The organism is Salinivibrio sp. MA440 (assembly GCF_001996265.1).
In the GTDB taxonomy this organism is placed as follows: Bacteria; Pseudomonadota; Gammaproteobacteria; order Enterobacterales; family Vibrionaceae; genus Salinivibrio; species Salinivibrio costicola.
Window position 1 is genome coordinate 1 of the sequence record NZ_MUFI01000023.1, and the last position, 16,605, is coordinate 16,605.

Annotated in this window: 14 protein-coding genes; 4 read left to right on the forward strand and 10 right to left on the reverse strand. The window is 51.2% G+C overall.

Going from position 1 to position 16,605, the window contains the following annotated elements; translation table 11 throughout:
- Window positions 1-147 precede the first annotated feature (147 nt).
- Window positions 148-645, forward strand: a complete 498-nt coding sequence (locus BZG80_RS08720) for a MarR family winged helix-turn-helix transcriptional regulator (RefSeq protein WP_021023622.1) — start codon at window positions 148-150, stop codon at window positions 643-645.
- A 35-nt stretch (window positions 646-680) separates the two neighbouring features.
- Here the strand turns inward: BZG80_RS08720 and BZG80_RS15895 are convergent, their stop codons facing one another.
- Together BZG80_RS15895 and BZG80_RS08725 are read right to left on the reverse strand one after the other, a co-directional pair.
- Window positions 681-842 (reverse strand): hypothetical protein, encoded by a 162-nt coding sequence (locus tag BZG80_RS15895; RefSeq protein ID WP_158011538.1) that lies wholly within the window; start codon window positions 840-842, stop codon window positions 681-683.
- A gap of 7 nt (window positions 843-849) precedes the next feature.
- A complete protein-coding gene (locus BZG80_RS08725) occupies window positions 850-1,710 on the reverse strand; it encodes an aldo/keto reductase (protein ID WP_051109700.1) in 861 nt (286 codons plus the stop codon).
- A gap of 280 nt (window positions 1,711-1,990) precedes the next feature.
- Between BZG80_RS08725 and BZG80_RS08730 the strand changes: the two genes are divergently transcribed.
- Complete coding sequence (locus BZG80_RS08730; RefSeq protein ID WP_077679146.1) at window positions 1,991-2,488, forward strand: GNAT family N-acetyltransferase; 498 nt, start codon at window positions 1,991-1,993, stop codon at window positions 2,486-2,488.
- Window positions 2,489-2,589: 101 nt separating this feature from the next.
- A complete protein-coding gene (locus BZG80_RS08735; protein WP_077679147.1) occupies window positions 2,590-4,905 on the forward strand; it encodes a methyl-accepting chemotaxis protein in 2,316 nt (771 codons plus the stop codon).
- Between the two features lie 675 nt (window positions 4,906-5,580).
- Here the strand turns inward: BZG80_RS08735 and BZG80_RS16225 are convergent.
- The 5 genes from BZG80_RS16225 to cmoM form a co-directional block, all read right to left on the reverse strand.
- Window positions 5,581-5,715, reverse strand: coding sequence for a hypothetical protein (locus BZG80_RS16225; protein WP_274533709.1), 135 nt, complete (start codon window positions 5,713-5,715; stop codon window positions 5,581-5,583).
- A gap of 577 nt (window positions 5,716-6,292) precedes the next feature.
- Window positions 6,293-10,747: a chromosome partition protein MukB gene (gene mukB / locus BZG80_RS08750; RefSeq protein ID WP_077679149.1), complete on the reverse strand. Its 4,455-nt coding sequence runs from the start codon at window positions 10,745-10,747 to the stop codon at window positions 6,293-6,295.
- Entirely contained in the window at window positions 10,744-11,475 is a 732-nt protein-coding gene (gene mukE / locus BZG80_RS08755; protein ID WP_021022806.1) for a chromosome partition protein MukE, read from the reverse strand. The genes mukB and mukE overlap by 4 nt, the downstream gene beginning before the upstream one ends.
- Window positions 11,456-12,820, reverse strand: coding sequence for a chromosome partition protein MukF (gene mukF, locus BZG80_RS08760; protein WP_077577019.1), 1,365 nt, complete (start codon window positions 12,818-12,820; stop codon window positions 11,456-11,458). The genes mukE and mukF overlap by 20 nt, the downstream gene beginning before the upstream one ends.
- Window positions 12,817-13,626, reverse strand: coding sequence for a tRNA uridine 5-oxyacetic acid(34) methyltransferase CmoM (gene cmoM / locus BZG80_RS08765; RefSeq protein WP_077679161.1), 810 nt, complete (start codon window positions 13,624-13,626; stop codon window positions 12,817-12,819). Before cmoM ends, mukF begins: the two co-directional genes overlap by 4 nt.
- A gap of 115 nt (window positions 13,627-13,741) precedes the next feature.
- On the opposite strand from cmoM, the gene elyC reads away from it, so the two are divergent.
- Complete coding sequence (elyC, locus tag BZG80_RS08770) at window positions 13,742-14,518, forward strand: envelope biogenesis factor ElyC (protein ID WP_021022808.1); 777 nt, start codon at window positions 13,742-13,744, stop codon at window positions 14,516-14,518.
- A 130-nt stretch (window positions 14,519-14,648) separates the two neighbouring features.
- Here the strand turns inward: elyC and kdsB are convergent, their stop codons facing one another.
- Genes kdsB through lpxK form a run of 3 tightly spaced genes read right to left on the reverse strand, consistent with a single transcriptional unit; the run spans window position 14,649 to window position 16,603 of the window.
- Window positions 14,649-15,419, reverse strand: a complete 771-nt coding sequence (gene kdsB, locus BZG80_RS08775) for a 3-deoxy-manno-octulosonate cytidylyltransferase (RefSeq protein WP_077460624.1) — start codon at window positions 15,417-15,419, stop codon at window positions 14,649-14,651.
- Entirely contained in the window at window positions 15,416-15,598 is a 183-nt protein-coding gene (locus BZG80_RS08780; RefSeq protein WP_077460625.1) for a Trm112 family protein, read from the reverse strand. Before BZG80_RS08780 ends, kdsB begins: the two co-directional genes overlap by 4 nt.
- Before the next feature lie 12 nt (window positions 15,599-15,610).
- Window positions 15,611-16,603: a tetraacyldisaccharide 4'-kinase gene (gene lpxK / locus BZG80_RS08785; RefSeq protein ID WP_077679150.1), complete on the reverse strand. Its 993-nt coding sequence runs from the start codon at window positions 16,601-16,603 to the stop codon at window positions 15,611-15,613.
- Window positions 16,604-16,605: the final 2 nt, after the last annotated feature.

Sequence of the window (16,605 nt, forward strand, 5' to 3'; positions counted from 1 at the left end):
CTCTAATGGTTATAATAGACTGAAAGCACGTCGATTATTTTCTCGTTGAAACAAACATAAATCATCGATTTTTCTCTCGATGTCTTTGCACTACAACCGCGGGTATTGTAAGTTTCGGGGGCAATTTTTTCTGGTGGAGGTGAGGTAATGGAAAAACACGAAGAAGTACTGGTCGCATTGCGGCAAATTATACGCGCAATCGATTTGCATTCACGAAAGCTTAACAAAGTATCGGGGATCACTGGCCCCCAATTGGTACTGATGCGTGCGATTAAAGAGCTTGGTCAAGTGACAATTCGTAAGTTATCTGTCCATACCAACATGAGCCAGGCCACAGCAACCACCATTTTGGACCGCTTAGAAAAGCGTGGGCTGATTTTGCGTGTCCGGAGCGAGCTTGATAAGCGTAAAGTGCACGCACACCTGACCGAACAAGGGGAAGCGGCATTGGAGCAAGCCCCTAAGCCACTGCAGGAGAACTTTATCTCACGCTTTCAAAACCTAGAAGAATGGGAACAATCTCTGCTCCTGTCTTCTGTCCAACGTATCTCATCAATGATGAATGCAGACGATATTGATGCCGCACCGATGCTAGAGGTGTCTGCGCTTACCTCGCATCACTCCATGTCTCAGGCTAAAAAATAGCAGCTACCGGCGGGTAAACAGGACGTCTCCACCGGTCAACCTGCCAGCAAGGCGCCAGAAAAGCCATGGATTGAACGCTTTTTGTCGCCATTGCTCATCGGAAAATAAAAAGACGGCACCACGTACCGTCTGTTGATTTTTCCCTTGATCAACGCCTTCGCACGAATGACCAACACCTTCGCACGAATGACCAACACCTTCGCTCTAAGGCACGTTATGCCCTTTCGAAGCGACCCATATGCGATACCACTGCTCACGCGTTAATTTAAGATCATAAGCCTGTTTAGCGGCTTTCACTCGCTCAATGTTCCCCGAGCCTATAATGGGTAATGGTTTCGATGGATGGCGCATCACCCAAGCATAAATCACTTGATCGATACTCGCGCCGCCTAACTCCTCACCAATAGCGCTAAGCGTTTCGCGCACACGGACAGCTTGTTGTGACTCTCCCGTCAATAATTCGCCGCCGGCAAGGCACGACCACGCCATCGGTTTTACCTGAAGACGCTGAAGCTGATCAAGCGTGCCATCGTGGATCACATCAAAACGTAGCGGGTTGATTTCAACCTGGTTGGTGACGAGCGATTCGTCCCAACGAGATTGCAATAAATCAAATTGTGACGGCGTAAAGTTTGATACCCCGAAGTGCGCGACTTTTCCGTGATAGCGAAGCGTTGTAAACGCCTCTGCCACTTCATCCGCGTCCATCAATGCATCAGGGCGATGCAACAATAACACGTCGAGCTTTTCCACCCCTAAACGCTTCAGTGAATGATCCACCGACTCCAGGATATGATGATAGCTGGTGTCATAATGATTAATTTTACGATTAGGGGCCGCCTCGCTGACCAACTTAATGTCGCACTTGGAGACAACTTGGATCGATTTTCTCACACTCGGATCCAATTTTACCGCTTGTCCAAACAAGGTTTCACAGCGATAGTCTCCATAGATATCAGCATGATCAACCGTTGTAATTCCCAAATCAATATGGGATTTGAGAAAACTGAGCCGCTGCTGCGGGGTCATCTGCCAATCATCTAATCGCCAGTATCCCTGCACCATAGGCGAGAAAAACGGGCCGACCGGAGAAATGGATGTCGCTTTAAACTCTGACAAAACGCGTCCTTATATGCCGAGAAGTGAAGATCTCATGCTAGTCCGATCAATTTCACGTCACAATCCCTTTTTTATTAATATAACGAGATAGTTTGTTTTCTCTCAATTTTTGATTTTTTGCGTACCACGCGTTTGAACGAAAGATGAGCAATTTGTCATCAATACTTGGCGAATGGGACGAACTTCGGTATCTTATGCGCCGCAAAAAAGCAAAAAGGAAGCGAAAATGCTTATTCGACGCATGGAGTTGCGTGATTGTGACGCGATCAATACCATTTATAACTATTACATCACCCACACTGCGATCACGTTCGATTTAGCCCCCTGGCAAAAGCAAGAGCGTGAACATTGGTTTGCGCAATTTGATCCGTCCTCCCGCTATCAAGCTTGGGTGGCAGAGCAAGATCAACAAATCGTTGGGTTTGCTTATAACACGCCGTTCAACGCTAAACAGGCTTTTCATATCGCCTCAGAGATCACGATTTACGCCGCGCCTGATGCCGGCGGTCGCGGTATCGGCTCACAATTGATGCGCACTTTGCTCGAGGGGATGCGAGAGCAAGATCTTCGCCGTGCTTACTCGCTGATCACACTCCCCAACCCCTCTTCACTGGCGCTTCATCGTCGTTTTGGCTTTCAGCAGGTTGGCCAACTTAACGAGGTCGGTGAAAAGTTCGGCCAATACCATAGTGTCGCCATGCTCGAGTGTGATCTGACCATTTGAGCATGCTGTTGGCCTGTTGAATAAGCCCCACCCTCTTCACCATGCACCGTTACGGTGCCCTCATTTGATACCGTCGTCACGACGTTCAGGAGTTTAGTAGTATGAAAGTTCGCACAAAGGTATCTGCGGCAATCATCTCCGCCTGTGTTATCTGTATTCTCGCCACCGCAGCAGTGCTCGCCAATCGCACCACTGCATTGTTTGGCGACCAGATGCAAGATCAAGCCATTAGCCAGCTCAAAGCAGTCCGTGAAGCTAAACAATCAGAGCTAAGCAGTTATTTTTCATTTATCGGTCAACAGTTGACATCAATGGCCGATTCAACCATGACTGAAAATGCCGTTAACGCATTTAGTCAGGCCTATTTACGCTACAGCCGTGAAGTACGGACCGACCGCGCGTCACGCCGCGCCCTGCAGGATTACTATACCGACACCTTTGGTGATGCCTACCAGGCGCTTAACGATACGAATGCCAACGCTCGTTCCAACCTCGCCGCGCTCGCCCCCGCCACACGTACACTGCAACAATTTTACATCAGTGGTAGCCCGCACCCTTTGGGCGAGAAAGACAAGTTAGTTACCACTAATGACGGATCAACCTACGATAACGTTCACACCCAGTACCATCCCAACTATCACCGTTTTGCCGAAACCTTTGGCTACCAAGATATTTTATTAGCAGATGCGAACGGTCGTATCGTTTATTCGGTGGCGAAAGAAATCGATTTTGGCACCAGTTTGTTTGCCGGTCCCTACGCCACCAGCGGGATGGGAGATGCGTTTTTAGAGGCTATCGACGCGCAAGCAGGCGACATTAGTTTTGTTGATTATCGCCCTTATTTTCCCAGCTATGACGAGCCAGCTTCATTTATCGCTACCCCTATTGTTGAAAACGGCGGAACCCAAGGGGTGCTGATCTTTAAACTGCCCATCGCACGATTAAGCGGTGTCATAAGTGGCCAAGGGCACTGGCAATCTGCCGGATTTGGTGAGACGGGCGAAATGTTTATGGTGGGGCCAGACAAGGTTCTCCGTACCGAGGCACGCGCGTTACAAGAAGATAAATCGGCCTATTTGAATTTGTTGCGCACCAATGGCGTAAAACCCGGTTTGATTAACCGCATCGACTTCACTGACACTGCGGCTGGACAAATGCCAATCGATTCTCCAAGTGTGGCCCAGGCGCTCGCGGGCCAAACAGGCACGGGGGAAGAAAAAAGCTACCGCAACCAAACCGTTTATACCGCTTATGCGCCGATTGATGTATTTGGAAAGCGCTGGGCGTTGGTGAATCAAATTAGTCAACAAGAAGCGCTTGCCCAAGTGACGACCATGAAAGACACTATTTTAAACGCCACCGTGCTCACATCGCTGGTTCTGGTGGGTGTCGCGATACTGATTGGTTATGTACTGGGTGGCAATATTGCTAAACCCATGATTGCGGTGACCACACGGATTAAGACGATCGCCGAAGACAAGGATTTAACTCAACGGCTGCCGGATAAAGGTAAAGATGAAATGGCGCTGCTCGGCCGTTCGCTCAATCAGATGTTTACCAGCTTCCATACCGTGATCCAAGAAGCGCATCAAGCATCTGGATTACTTGGGCAAGCCGCTAACGATATTAACCAAGACGTAGTCACCATGCACGATCGCGTTACCGACCAGGTCAAGCATACCCATCAAGTGGCCTCAGCGGCGACGGAAATGGCTACATCGGTCACGGATGTCGCGCAATACGCCGATCAAGCCTCAACCGCGTCAGACGATATCACCCAAGCGGTGAATAAAGGCTCGCAAATTGGTGACGATCTGGTGGAACAGATCCGCACGTTGTCATCGAGTATGGACGCCGCCACGGCGACCATGAGCCGCTTATCGCAGCAAAGTGAGGAAATTGGCACCGTGCTCGATGTGATCCAAGCGATTGCCGAGCAAACAAACTTGTTGGCATTGAATGCTGCTATCGAGGCCGCCCGTGCCGGCGAACAAGGCCGTGGATTCAGCGTGGTCGCTGAAGAAGTACGTACCCTTGCCTCTCGCACCCAGGACTCCACCGAAAGTATTCGCGATAAAATTGCCGCACTGCGCCAAGAGACCCAATCGGCGGTGGCGGATATGGATACCACCAGCCAAACCGTGGAAGTTTGTGTGAACCACTGTCAGCAAAACAACGCCGCCTTGGTGGATATTGCCAACATGGTCACCGAAATTAATCAAATGACCTCACACATAGCCAATGCCACACAGCAGCAAACCCAAGTCACAACGGAGATTAGCGAAAGCATCACAGACATTGCACAATCAGCAGAGACTGTCTCGCAACGTACGCATGACACGGCAGAAACCGTCACCGGCTTAAGCCAACGTTCTGCGCGATTGGCGGATACCATCGGACATTTCAAAACCGAATAATATATCTCACAATATTAACGCTTTGTGTCATCCTCGCCGATGGCCCCACAGACGTTAAAATACGTGTAGTTTGGCATAAGCGTCTTCTCGATCGTACAAGCTTGGTGTGATTTCCGCCGCGCGCCCGTTGCACGGCGCCATCGGACATTCAGGTCAAAGTTGGCGCCGGTGTTAAAATTGGCGCCGATCGTGACAGGCGCAGTGCAACTGGCGCCCGTTGGCAATGTGCACCTATCCATCATCGTGCTGGGGCTTGTGTCACCTACGCCAATGGCACCATCGATGTATAAATTTTGTCATTGTATGCATTCCNCGGACATTCAGGTCAAAGTTGGCGCCGGTGTTAAAATTGGCGCCGATCGTGACAGGCGCAGTGCAACTGGCGCCCGTTGGCAATGTGCACCTATCCATCATCGTGCTGGGGCTTGTGTCACCTACGCCAATGGCACCATCGATGTATAAATTTTGTCATTGTATGCATTCCCACGCAGGAGCGTGGGAACGAGTAATCGTAGCCAATGGCACCACCGATATATAAACCAGGCGTAGGTCGGCATAAGCGCCTTCTCGATCGCGCAAGCTTGGTGTGATTTGCGCTGCGCGCCCGTTGACAATGTGCACTTATCCAACATCTTACCGGGGCTTGTGTCACCAACGCCAATGGCACCATCGAGGTTAAATATTAACGCCTTGAGTCATCGTCGCCAATGGCACCACCGATGTATAAATCAGGCTTAGGTCGGCATAAGCGCCTTCTCGCTCGTGCAAGCTTGGTGTGATTTGCGCCGCGCGCCCGTTGCACGGCGCCATCGGACATTCAGGTCAAAGTTGGCGCCGGTGTTAAAATTGGCGCCGATCGTGACAGGCGCAGTGCAACTGGCGCCCGTTGGCAATGTGCACCTATCCATCATCGTGCTGGGGCTTGTGTCACCTACGCCAATGGCACCATCGATGTATAAATTTTGTCATTGTATGCATTCCNCGGACATTCAGGTCAAAGTTGGCGCCGGTGTTAAAATTGGCGCCGATCGTGACAGGCGCAGTGCAACTGGCGCCCGTTGGCAATGTGCACCTATCCATCATCGTGCTGGGGCTTGTGTCACCTACGCCAATGGCACCATCGATGTATAAATTTTGTCATTGTATGCATTCCCACGCAGGAGCGTGGGAACGAGTAATCCACAATATTAACGCTTTGTGTCATCCGCGCCGATGGCCCCACAGACGTTAAAGTGCGTGTAAGTCTGGCAAGCGCCAGTGCGGTGTTAGTCGTGCATACCCAAGCCAACGCGCGCCTCCGACACCTGGGGCAAATTTGGCATCGAATGTGACAAGCGCCCGGTAGCATCGGGCGCCTATCCCAACCGACTACCGGGGCTTGTTTCACCTACGCCAATGACACTGGCTCTTGCGCAAGCGCTTGACGCTTCTCCTCACCAAAACCGCGTAAGCCAACCACATGCACATGCTCACGATCGTTAAAGATCTTGCGCACTAATTTATAGGTGGTGCCTTGCTCTGGGCTGATGTTTTCCGGTGCGGCAATCAACAGCTGCATATCCAAACGATGACACAACTCAAACAAGGTCGAGATCGATTTAGCATCCAAACGGGCGGCCTCGTCGAGGAACAGCAAGCGACATGGGATCACGTCTTTACCGCGTAACCGCCGTGATTCCTCTTCCCAGCTTTGAATTACCATCAGCAAAATGGCCTGGCCGGTACCAATGGCCTCCCCTGTCGACAACGCACCGGATTCCGCTTTCAGCCAGCCGTCGGTACCACGATTCACCTCAATGCCTAATTCGAGGAAATTGCGATAATCTAACAACTCTTCGCCTAAGGTCTGTGGTGAACGCTGCCCCATGTCGATATGCGGATTCAGGCGTTGGAACAACTTCGCCATCGCTTCTGAGAAGGTCAGGTTTGGATTGCCGAACAAGTCTTGGTGTTGATCGGCATGCTCGGCCAAGCCCATCAGTAGCTGCGCATGGGTGTCACGAATCGAGACATTGAGACGCACGCCTTTAACCTGACCAAACCCGACACTTTGCAACCCTTGGTTGAGCATGCGGATCCGGTTTTGTTCACGCTGAATCGTTTTACGAATGATATTGGCGACCGACTCTGAGCTGATCGCTAACCGCTGCTCACGCTGCGTGAGTTCTTCGGTCAGGCGCGCAAGCTCCACTTCCATCTCTTCAATCGCTTCAACCGGATCGTCGGTGCGAATAATGTCGTGGCGGATCCGCTCGCGCAGATGTTGATAAACCGCAACGTAAAACAACACTTTACGCTCAGGCCGACCGATATCTTCTGACGCGCGTAAAGCATCACGCAAAATTTCATTATCGGCCACGGCAAGGCGCAAGGCACCCAACGACTTATCCGACAGTGAGCGCAATTCCTCGGCAGACATATACGCCATTTCTCGGCGGTTCAGTTGCTTTTCAACGCCGTTATCACGCGCAATCCGTAATACACTGCACCAGCCTGCTTTGGCATTGACCACAAACTGACGCAGTTCTTTATACTGCTTGAGCGATTTACGCAGCTCTTTGGTCAGCGACTTGGTTTCCATCTCTAACGAGGTGATCCCGCGTGACAGCTCACTATGTCGCTGTCGCGCTTGGTGCATGTGCTCATACAAGGTATCGCGACGATGCTGCGCGCGCATCAAAGCTTCTTCGTCCGCTTGTACACCTAACTCGGCAAATTCACGTTTAAACTCGTTCAACGTCTCTTGCTTGGACTGATGGGCACTTTTAAGCGACGCGAGCAGCTGCTGATACTGGCTATTTTGCCCCTGTACCTGCTTTAGCGCATCACGCTCACGTTGGCGAACTTGCTCTGCGTCTTTTAGTTTGGCCTTCAGTTGCTCGTTTAACTCACTGCTTTGCGTCAGCATCTCTGCCGCATCTTGATAGGCAAAATGAGGACGGCGCTCCGCTAAGTCGGCGACGGCAAATAGCTGTTGCTTAATCGCTTGTAAGGCTTCATCCGCTTCTTGATAGGCTTGCTCCAACTTATCAAACTGCTCAGGATCACTCTCCAATGTGGCCAAGTATCCTTCTAGGGACGCCAACGTCTCTCCATGCTGCTGGATAAACGTTTTGGCCTGTTTCGCCGCGTGCAGGTTGTCATTCGCGGTTTGCAAGCGAACATCAAGTTCGGATTCTGCTAGGGCGTCGGCACAGTAACGCAGCTTATCAAGGCATTGCAGGGCTTGCTGACAACGTGAAACCTCAGCCTCATGCTGCGTCAGCGTCTGTTTACTCTCAGTTATCGCACGCTGGGTTTGCACGCGTTTTTCACGGCAGCGCGCTATCGCTTGCTCGGGATCGGGAGTAAAGGCAACGGTTAGGTGCTCCGCAATAAATTGGCTAAACGCTTGCGATAAACGCTGCCACTTTTGCACATCAAACGAGGCCTTCGCGTAATCTTCTACCAGTGCATCACGTTGTGCTCTGAGCTGCTCAAGCCGATGCTCACGAGCCGCACGGCCAAATAGCGGGGTCTCTGGGAAGCGTGAATAGCGCATTTGCCGATCATTCAGGTGCACACATACCGCACCGCCCAGCTCTTGAGCATCAAACACGCGATCATCAAATGCGTCCGCATCGCCTTCAATGATGTAAAGATCATCTGGGCACGCGTCAAGCGAAGCCAGCTTCTCCTTTACGCCTTTCAGATCCGGCACCACAATCGCATGACGCGCTGGACCATACAGAGCGCTAAAATACGGGGCATCTTCTAAGGTAATATCGTCGTAAATCTCAGAGAGCAGGGTTCCGCCAAGCGTCTCTGCCAGTCCTTGTAATTGCGAATCTTCACTGCCACCAGGTTGCGCCAGCTGTTCAATCGCCCGCTCTATCTCGGCTTTTTGGCGGGCAAGCTGCTCTTGATGATGGGTCTGCTGACGCACTGACTCATGTGTGGCATGCATGGCGTCCATCACCGCTTGGCTATCCGCCAAGGTTTGCTCGGTCTGGGTTTCGAGTTTGGTCAACGCCTCATTGGCGGCAAACCAACGGGGCGCTTTGCCTTCAAGCTCGCGAATGTCCGCATCAATCGCTGCCTCGGTACGTGACAACTCGCGCAGCCGCTCGGCTTGAGCCTCTTTTTCTTGCTGTAAGGTCTCTCGTTTTTCTTGTTGCAAGGCAACAGCTTGCTCCACGGCATCACTATCAGCCAGGCGCTCCCCGGTTAACGCCTGATAGTCTAACACCAGGTGGCTAGCCTTTTGCTGCTGCTCAACACGTTGGGTTAATTCGCGATGTTCATATTGGCGTTGTGAGAGGCTGTCGGCGAGATAGCGACGGGTGCGCCCCTGCTCTACCCAATACTTGGCTTTTTCTCCTGCCTCGGACCGGGCCACTGACGGGTCAATGCGTTGTAATAAGCTTAATCCTTGCGCAAACTGATTGGCCGTTGCCGATGCCAGATCCCGCTTGTGTTTAAGCGACAAGACGCGATCCGTTTGCTCTGATTCTTCGGTTTTGAGCCTTTGCAAGCAGGCCCCTACCTCATCTACGGTTAAGGCGTCATCGTCGGTGAGACGTCTGGCTGTTTCAAGCGCCGTTACAGCTTGCTGATATTGCAAAGATCGCGTTTGCTGAGTATTTAGCGCTTGCTGATAGTCCGCCAGTTGCGTTTTCAGGCTATCGACTTCTTCTTCGCTTTGTGCCGCCCGTAACTCGGCCTCGGTGAGCTGTTCCGTGGCTTCTTCCACCACCATGATTTGCTCTTCCAGTCGCTCAGATAATTCAAGCAAGTCTTCTTCATAACGCTGGATTTTTTCTTGCTGACGCATCGCCGATTGCACCAGTTGTAAGTGGTCCGCCGCGGCTTGATGGTCTTGCTCAAGATGATCTTGTCCGGCTTCCAACTCACTTAATTCGGCACGCATGGCCTCAGCGTGCTGCTGTTTTTGCTGCAAGGTTTGCTGCGCGGCGTTTAATTCAGCCCGCAAAGACAAAGCCTGTTCGAGCTTGGTACGACGTTCGTTAGCATGGCGCATGTAATCTGAAGCCACATAATGGGTCGCCTCGGTGATCAGGTGCTTAAACAAATCCCGATCGCGCTGGGTAACTTTAATCGCCTCCAGCGTCATACGGTTTTCTTTTAGCGCCACTTCCATGTCTTGGAAAGCTTTTTTAACCCCGCCATTTTGTGGCAATAAGTACTCACGAAGTGACTTAGTAATGGCACTGGAAATACCGCCATACAAAGACGCTTCGATCAGACGGTAGAATTTGCCACGATCTTGTTGCGTACGCAGCTTTTTAGGTAACACCCCAAATTCAAACATTTGCGCATGATAGTCAGTGACCGAACTAAACGCTTTAAAATGCGCGGTTTCATACGCACCGGCCGCGTCTTTCACTTCGTTTAACTGACGCACTCGCGCTTGGCCGTTATTTAAGGTTTCAACCAAGACATCAGTAGGTGAGACTGAGGACGGTAACCCTTGCAAGATAAATGGCTTGATATCGACTTTCTTATCTCGACCGGCGACTTGCTGTAGGCGTACGCCAAATAACACGCGCTGTTGACGCGAGTTCACCACGTCTAATGCCGCATAACAGGCGCCTGGTTGCAATTTACCGTGCAAACCTTTGTCCCGAGATGCACTCGAGCTGCCTGCTTCCGTGGTATTGCGAAAGTGCAGTAAGGTTTGATCGGGGATCAATGAAGTAATAAAAGCCGCCATTGTGGTTGATTTACCGGCGCCATTGCCACCTGATAACGTGGTGACCAGTGAATCGATATCAAAGGTCCGCGCAAAAAAGCCGTTCCAGTTCACCATGGTGAGTGATTGATACTTACCGCGCTGGCTCATGCTGTCGGCTCCTCCGTGTGTTGTGTTGCGGACGTCTCAGCTTCCTGATCAAACGCATCATCAAGCAAGCTAGATTGAATATGTTCTTGGCTATGGACCACAGCTTCGCCATCTCGGATTAAGCGTAACTGCGCTTCTTGCGGATCATCGCCCGTGCGCACATCGGCGCCAAAGCGGAAGGTGGCTTCACTAACGCGAAACTTATTGCCCTCACCAATCGGCAAGATCATTCCCAAACGACGCAGGCGACGCAGCGAGGTTTTCACCTTATCAAACAGCTTCTCGCGGTCGAGATCGGAGCCTGTGGCACGGTGGGTGACCAGCTTCATCAGTTTTTTCTCGTCGGCCAATGCCATCAGCTCGTCGAACAATTCTTGCGTGGTGAAGATCCCTTCTTGGGCTAAGCGCTCTGGGCTCAAATACAAAAAGCACAGCACTTTGCCGACCAGCATATCAAGCTCCGACAAGACACTGCGGCGGATAAGGCTGGTAGAACGCGGACGCAGATAGAAAAAGCCTTCTGGCGCACGCACTAACTCAGCGTTATAGCGCTGATAAAAAATATTTAACGCTTGCTCAAATTCAATCAACAAGGCGTGGTTATCTAAATCGTCACTGGCAACATGGCGGCCAGCGCGTAATGCACTATCCAACGCCGGAAATAAAGGGTTAGCAATGGCTTTGGCCAGTTCCTCTGGCATTGGCTGTTCAGTATTTATCGATGACATTCGCTTGTACCTTCGCTCCAAAGTCGTTAATCGCCTGCCAATCAGGCTGGATCGCGTTAAGATCAGATTGGGAATAGCCCATCCGAACCGCTTGATTAATCACTAAGCGCGCGAGATCAAAATGGCGAGCTTGGGGGTGCTCGGCTAAGTAGTCTTTAAGAACACGACCGAGATCGATCGCTTGTCCGGTTTCTCGGTGACGGTTGAGCATCTGTGAAACTTTCTGTGACAAGGTGTCATCAACCACAGCCAACTGCTCAAACGTCACTTCTTCTGGCATATCGCCGGTGACTTCATCATCACGTAACACCAAGGCTTCATCACGGGTGTCGCGTAAACGCTCGGCATCCGCATAGGTCAAAAACCACGGCGCATCCAAATAGTCCGAGACCGATTGACGCAGGCGCTGACTAAACGCACGGTTTTTATCCATATCAATCGCTGTTCGAATAAATTTATGCACATGGCGATCGTAACCTATCCATAAATCAATCGCTTGCTGACCCCAGTTCACGATCCGATCCAGTTTCATCTGCAGTCGATAAACCATGGCATCGACAAACTCGAGCTCGTCGCGTTGCCGCACCACTTCCTGGATCTCTAACAGTTGGCTTTGTAACTCATCTCCCGCCGCTTGCAGCGTTTCTTGCAGCTCTTGCAACGTATTGGATGTTTCATTTAACAAGTGCTCACAGTTAGCGATAGCGGCTTGCCAGTCTTGGGTAAGTAAGGCGGCAATATCGTCTTTGACTTGCTGTTGCTGCTCATCCATCACCCGCTGGTTAAGATCGATACGGTCAAAGATATCGGCTACCGAGTATTTTAATATCCCATACACATTGTGACGCCAAAAGGCGGCATCGCCATCTTCCTCTGCCGCACCGCGTGCCTTAGCGATTTCATCCGCGACCATTGAAAGCTGTACAGACAACTTTAACGTCGAGTATTCACGGTGGCGCGCATAATAATCCGCAATGCCCAGGGCGAGCGGCGTCAGACGATAAATGCTATCGCCCTCGGTCATTTCACTGGTAAAACGGCTTAATAAGCGCGCTTGCACCATTTCATTGATAGCATTGTTGGCACGAAAAGCGATGTTGCCGACGCTGCCACCCTCGTCATCCATAAACTGTTCACTCACTAGCCGAAAAACATCGACTAATTCATGTTCGTTCAGTTCATCGTCTAAGCGCTCTTGGCTCATCACCGCCATTGCCAGCAAAAATGCCAAACGCTCGGGCGGCAGCTGAAGTGCAAAGTTATTGTGTTTAACCCAACTGACCAATTCCGGTACGGTCTGAGCGTCGCCTTCTCCATGCTGAGAAGACTGAGCCTGATCACTCATCGGTTGTCCTTGTTTTCATCTTGATGGCTGGAGGCATTATGTTGTCCCCATACATGAATATATCGCCCTAGAGACACAAACGGCTCTTGGCGGCAAAGTTGCTGCTCCAACGCCAGCACCTGCTCAAAGGTAAAATCACCAATATTGGTATCGCGCATGTAGTCATGAAACGTGCGCACCCCGGTTTTACCTTTGAGGCTAATGCCACTGTCTTGCATCCATTGATAGACACTGTCTGGCTGCAACCCTTTGGGCGGTTGCAGTTTAAACCGTTTACGGTGCGGCATTCCCTGTTCAACATGGGTTAAGTTGCCACATACGAGGTTTTTAAACAGCAATCCGGTTTGGTTATAAAACATCACGGATGCGACGCCACCCGGCCGTAAATGGCTGAGCAAATCTTTTAGCACTTGTTCAGGAGCGGCGACCCACTCCAATACCGCGTGAAATAAAATCACATCCGGGGGTGACGCCAAATGCTGACCAATGGACTGCACCGAGGAGTGGACCAGCTGATACTGCGCAAGTAAGCCCTGTTGTTCAATCTCCTGACGCGCCAACTCGAGCATTTGTGAAGAAAGATCACACAAAGTGACCCTGTGACCTCGAGCGGCCAGCGGTTGTGAAATCGGTGCAACGCCGCCACCCGCATCCAAAATATGGAGTGGTTGATCCGGCGGAAAGCACTGCAACATCTGCTCGATGTCGTGCCAAATTACCGCTTGACGGATTTCGCCTTTGCCCGATCCATAAATGTTTTTAACAAATTTGTGGGCGATGTCGTCGAAATTTTTATCCTCAGTCACAATGGCATTCGTTATCATTGAGTGGTATGAAGGCTTATTCTGTCACAAGCCTTACGTTAATAAAGGTTTATGGCATTATTTGTGCCTCGTTTGACTATATTTCGGGCGACATTGCATGTTTGAATTAAAAAAACTTATCTCAACCTTGATAATGCCCTTGCCCGCGCTGTTGCTCTTGGGTCTTTTCGGGCTATGCCTGCTTTGGTTCTCTCAGCGTAAAAGGCTGGCATCTTTTGTTATTTTCATCGCGTTTGCTGGGATTTTTCTCACTGCGTTTCAACCGGTCGCCTCTGGGTTACTTCGCCCTCTTGAGCGTCAATACACCGCTTTTCTCCCGACAGAGAAACCGGTGGACTTTGTAATGGTACTTGGAAACAGTCATGTGGTAGATGACGCATTACCACCAACGTCTGAACTCTCGCGTGCAGCGCTCATGCGTCTGACCGAAGGGATCCGAATTCACCGGATGTATCCGACATCCAAACTAATATTATCGGGCTATGACCACGGCTATGAGGTGAGCCACGCCCGCATGTTGGCACGTGTCGCGATGGCGCTGGGGGTCAACAAAAACAGTATCTTGTTACTGGAAACAGCCAAAGATACCTGGGAGGAGGCGTATCAAGCAGCGTCTGTGGTGGGGAGCCGTAATCTGGTGTTAGTTACATCAGCCGCACATATGGAGCGCGCGGTGTATGAGTTTCAAAGCGCAGGCCTTAATCCCATCCCTGCACCGACCAACTTCATGGCGCAAAAAGAGATCAAACAGCCATGGATTAAATACAGCCCTCGCGCCCAATACTTGGAGCAATTTGAGCGCTATTGGCACGAGCGGCTCGGTCAAGCCTGGCAACGCCTTCGTGATTTGATCGCACAGCCGGCATCCAAGTAACAGCGAAGAGACAACGGATAACAAGAAAAGGTAACGGGTAAAAAAGAAAAAAGCCGCGATAACATTCGCGGCTTTTTTATCGTTTATTGCCATGACAAGCGAGGAGATTACGACCTGATGGCTGTTAACGTCACTCGCTTGCACCATTGGCGGCGATATGCGCACGTACCGCCTCAAGATCAGCCTGGGTATCGACCCCATGCGGTGGCGTTTCGGCGGCAACCGCAACATGAATTTTTTCACCATGCCAAAGCACTCTGAGCTGCTCAAGCGACTCAATCTTTTCCAACGGACTTGGCGTCCAATGAATATAGCGACTAATAAACCCCGCACGGTAGCCATAAATGCCAACATGACGGAGTAAAGCGTCTGGAATATCGGGAGATTCAGCCTCGAAATGAGTACGATCCCAGGGAATCGTGGCGCGACTGAAATACAACGCAAACCCTTGCTGATCCGTGACGACCTTGACCACGTTCGGGTTGAATACTTGCTCACTGTCATCAATCGCAACGGCTAAGGTCGCCATCGGGGCTTGCGGGTACTGATTCAAATTCGCCGCCACTTGCCCAATCACTGCAGACGGAATTAAAGGCTCATCGCCTTGCACGTTGACAATGATGTCATCATCAGCAAAACCGTATTGTGCCACCACTTCCGCCAAGCGTTCAGTCCCTGACTCATGGTCAGCACGTGTTAGGCATACGTCGCCGCCAAAGTCACGTACCGCAGTCTCAATGCGTTTGTCGTCTGTTGCAACAATGACCTTACTGGCCCCTGCGGCTTGCGCGCGCTCATACACATGTTGGATCATCGGTTTGCCAGCGATCTCAGCCAATGGCTTTCCTGGCAGACGGCTTGAACCAAACCGTGCTGGGATCACCACATAAAACGGACTCATCCTTGCACCTCTTCCAAGGATAAATCGCGCGCTTCCGACGCTAGCAGTACCGGAATTCCATCGACAATAGGATAAGCAACCCGATCGAATTTACAAATCAGCTCGTTATTATCTCGGTTATAAAACAATTTGCCCTGGCATGATGGGCAGGCCACGATTTCAAGCAGGCGGTGATCCATAGCGTTCCTTTTTTATTTGTTCGCGTTTTTGGTCAAACGTTCGATCTTGGCGAGTAAAGCCTGGGCCGCAGCCTCCGGCAAACTCGCTTCTACCGGCAAATACCACCAGTTATCTTGTGCGATGCCTTGGTATTTTACCGCGTCTTTTTCGGTCATGAGTAAATGTTGCCCCTTCTTTGCCAGCCTGTCCAGTTCCTCAGCGCTGAGGGTTTGGTGATCATTGATCCCTTGGCTGTACAGAGGCGTCACGCCCATTTGTTGCAACGTGGCAAAAAAGCGCGGCGGATGACCAATCCCTGCCACGGCAACCACACCCGGTAACATAGATGCAGGGCAAGCCTGACCGGTTCGAAGGTTCGTGGCTTGCCCGGCCACCAAATGCATAGGCCACTCTTGCCCTTGGGTGGTGCCGCCGTTATTAATCAGCATGTCGACACTGTCGAGGCGATCGACCGATTCACGTAAGGGTCCAAGGGGTAAGTAATGACCATTACCAAAGCGGCGCTGACCATCAATGATCACGATTTCAAGATCACGGTCTAAACGGTAATGCTGCATGCCATCGTCCGTCACCACGATATCGACGCCCTCTTGCAATAAGCGCTTCACTGCTTCACTGCGGTCAGGGTCAACGCACACTGGCACTTGGGTGCGGCGAGCGATTAACACCGGCTCATCACCGGCGGCTCTCGGCGATGTCGTTTGCGTCAACAGTAACGGGTATTGGTCTGATTTTCCGCCATATCCACGGGAGACCACACCTGGACGATAGCCTTGCGCTTTCAGTTGCTCCACTAGCCAGATCACGAAGGGCGTTTTACCGTTCCCCCCCACCATGATATTACCGACAACCACCACAGGAACGGGCGCACGATAACAAGGCGCTCTTCCGCGCAAATATTGGCGGCGCCGATGACGAGCAACCAAACCAAATAAAGCACTAAACGGCCGTAATAGCGCCGTCCAAAGGGATCCTTGATGGCCAAACCAAAGTTGATCCAACATAC

Coding starts and splice junctions, on each gene's coding strand:
- mukB (WP_077679149.1), bottom strand. CDS start 10,747: ATGAGCCAGCGCGGTAAGTATCAATCACTCACCATGGTGAACTGGAAC.
- mukF (WP_077577019.1), bottom strand. CDS start 12,820: ATGAGTGATCAGGCTCAGTCTTCTCAGCATGGAGAAGGCGACGCTCAG.
- lpxK (WP_077679150.1), bottom strand. CDS start 16,603: ATGTTGGATCAACTTTGGTTTGGCCATCAAGGATCCCTTTGGACGGCG.
- BZG80_RS16225 (WP_274533709.1), bottom strand. CDS start 5,715: ATGGCGCCGTGCAACGGGCGCGCGGCGCAAATCACACCAAGCTTGCAC.
- elyC (WP_021022808.1), top strand. CDS start 13,742: ATGTTTGAATTAAAAAAACTTATCTCAACCTTGATAATGCCCTTGCCC.
- kdsB (WP_077460624.1), bottom strand. CDS start 15,419: ATGAGTCCGTTTTATGTGGTGATCCCAGCACGGTTTGGTTCAAGCCGT.
- mukE (WP_021022806.1), bottom strand. CDS start 11,475: ATGTCATCGATAAATACTGAACAGCCAATGCCAGAGGAACTGGCCAAA.
- BZG80_RS08735 (WP_077679147.1), top strand. CDS start 2,590: ATGAAAGTTCGCACAAAGGTATCTGCGGCAATCATCTCCGCCTGTGTT.
- BZG80_RS08780 (WP_077460625.1), bottom strand. CDS start 15,598: ATGGATCACCGCCTGCTTGAAATCGTGGCCTGCCCATCATGCCAGGGC.
- BZG80_RS08720 (WP_021023622.1), top strand. CDS start 148: ATGGAAAAACACGAAGAAGTACTGGTCGCATTGCGGCAAATTATACGC.
- BZG80_RS08725 (WP_051109700.1), bottom strand. CDS start 1,710: ATGGTGCAGGGATACTGGCGATTAGATGATTGGCAGATGACCCCGCAG.
- BZG80_RS08730 (WP_077679146.1), top strand. CDS start 1,991: ATGCTTATTCGACGCATGGAGTTGCGTGATTGTGACGCGATCAATACC.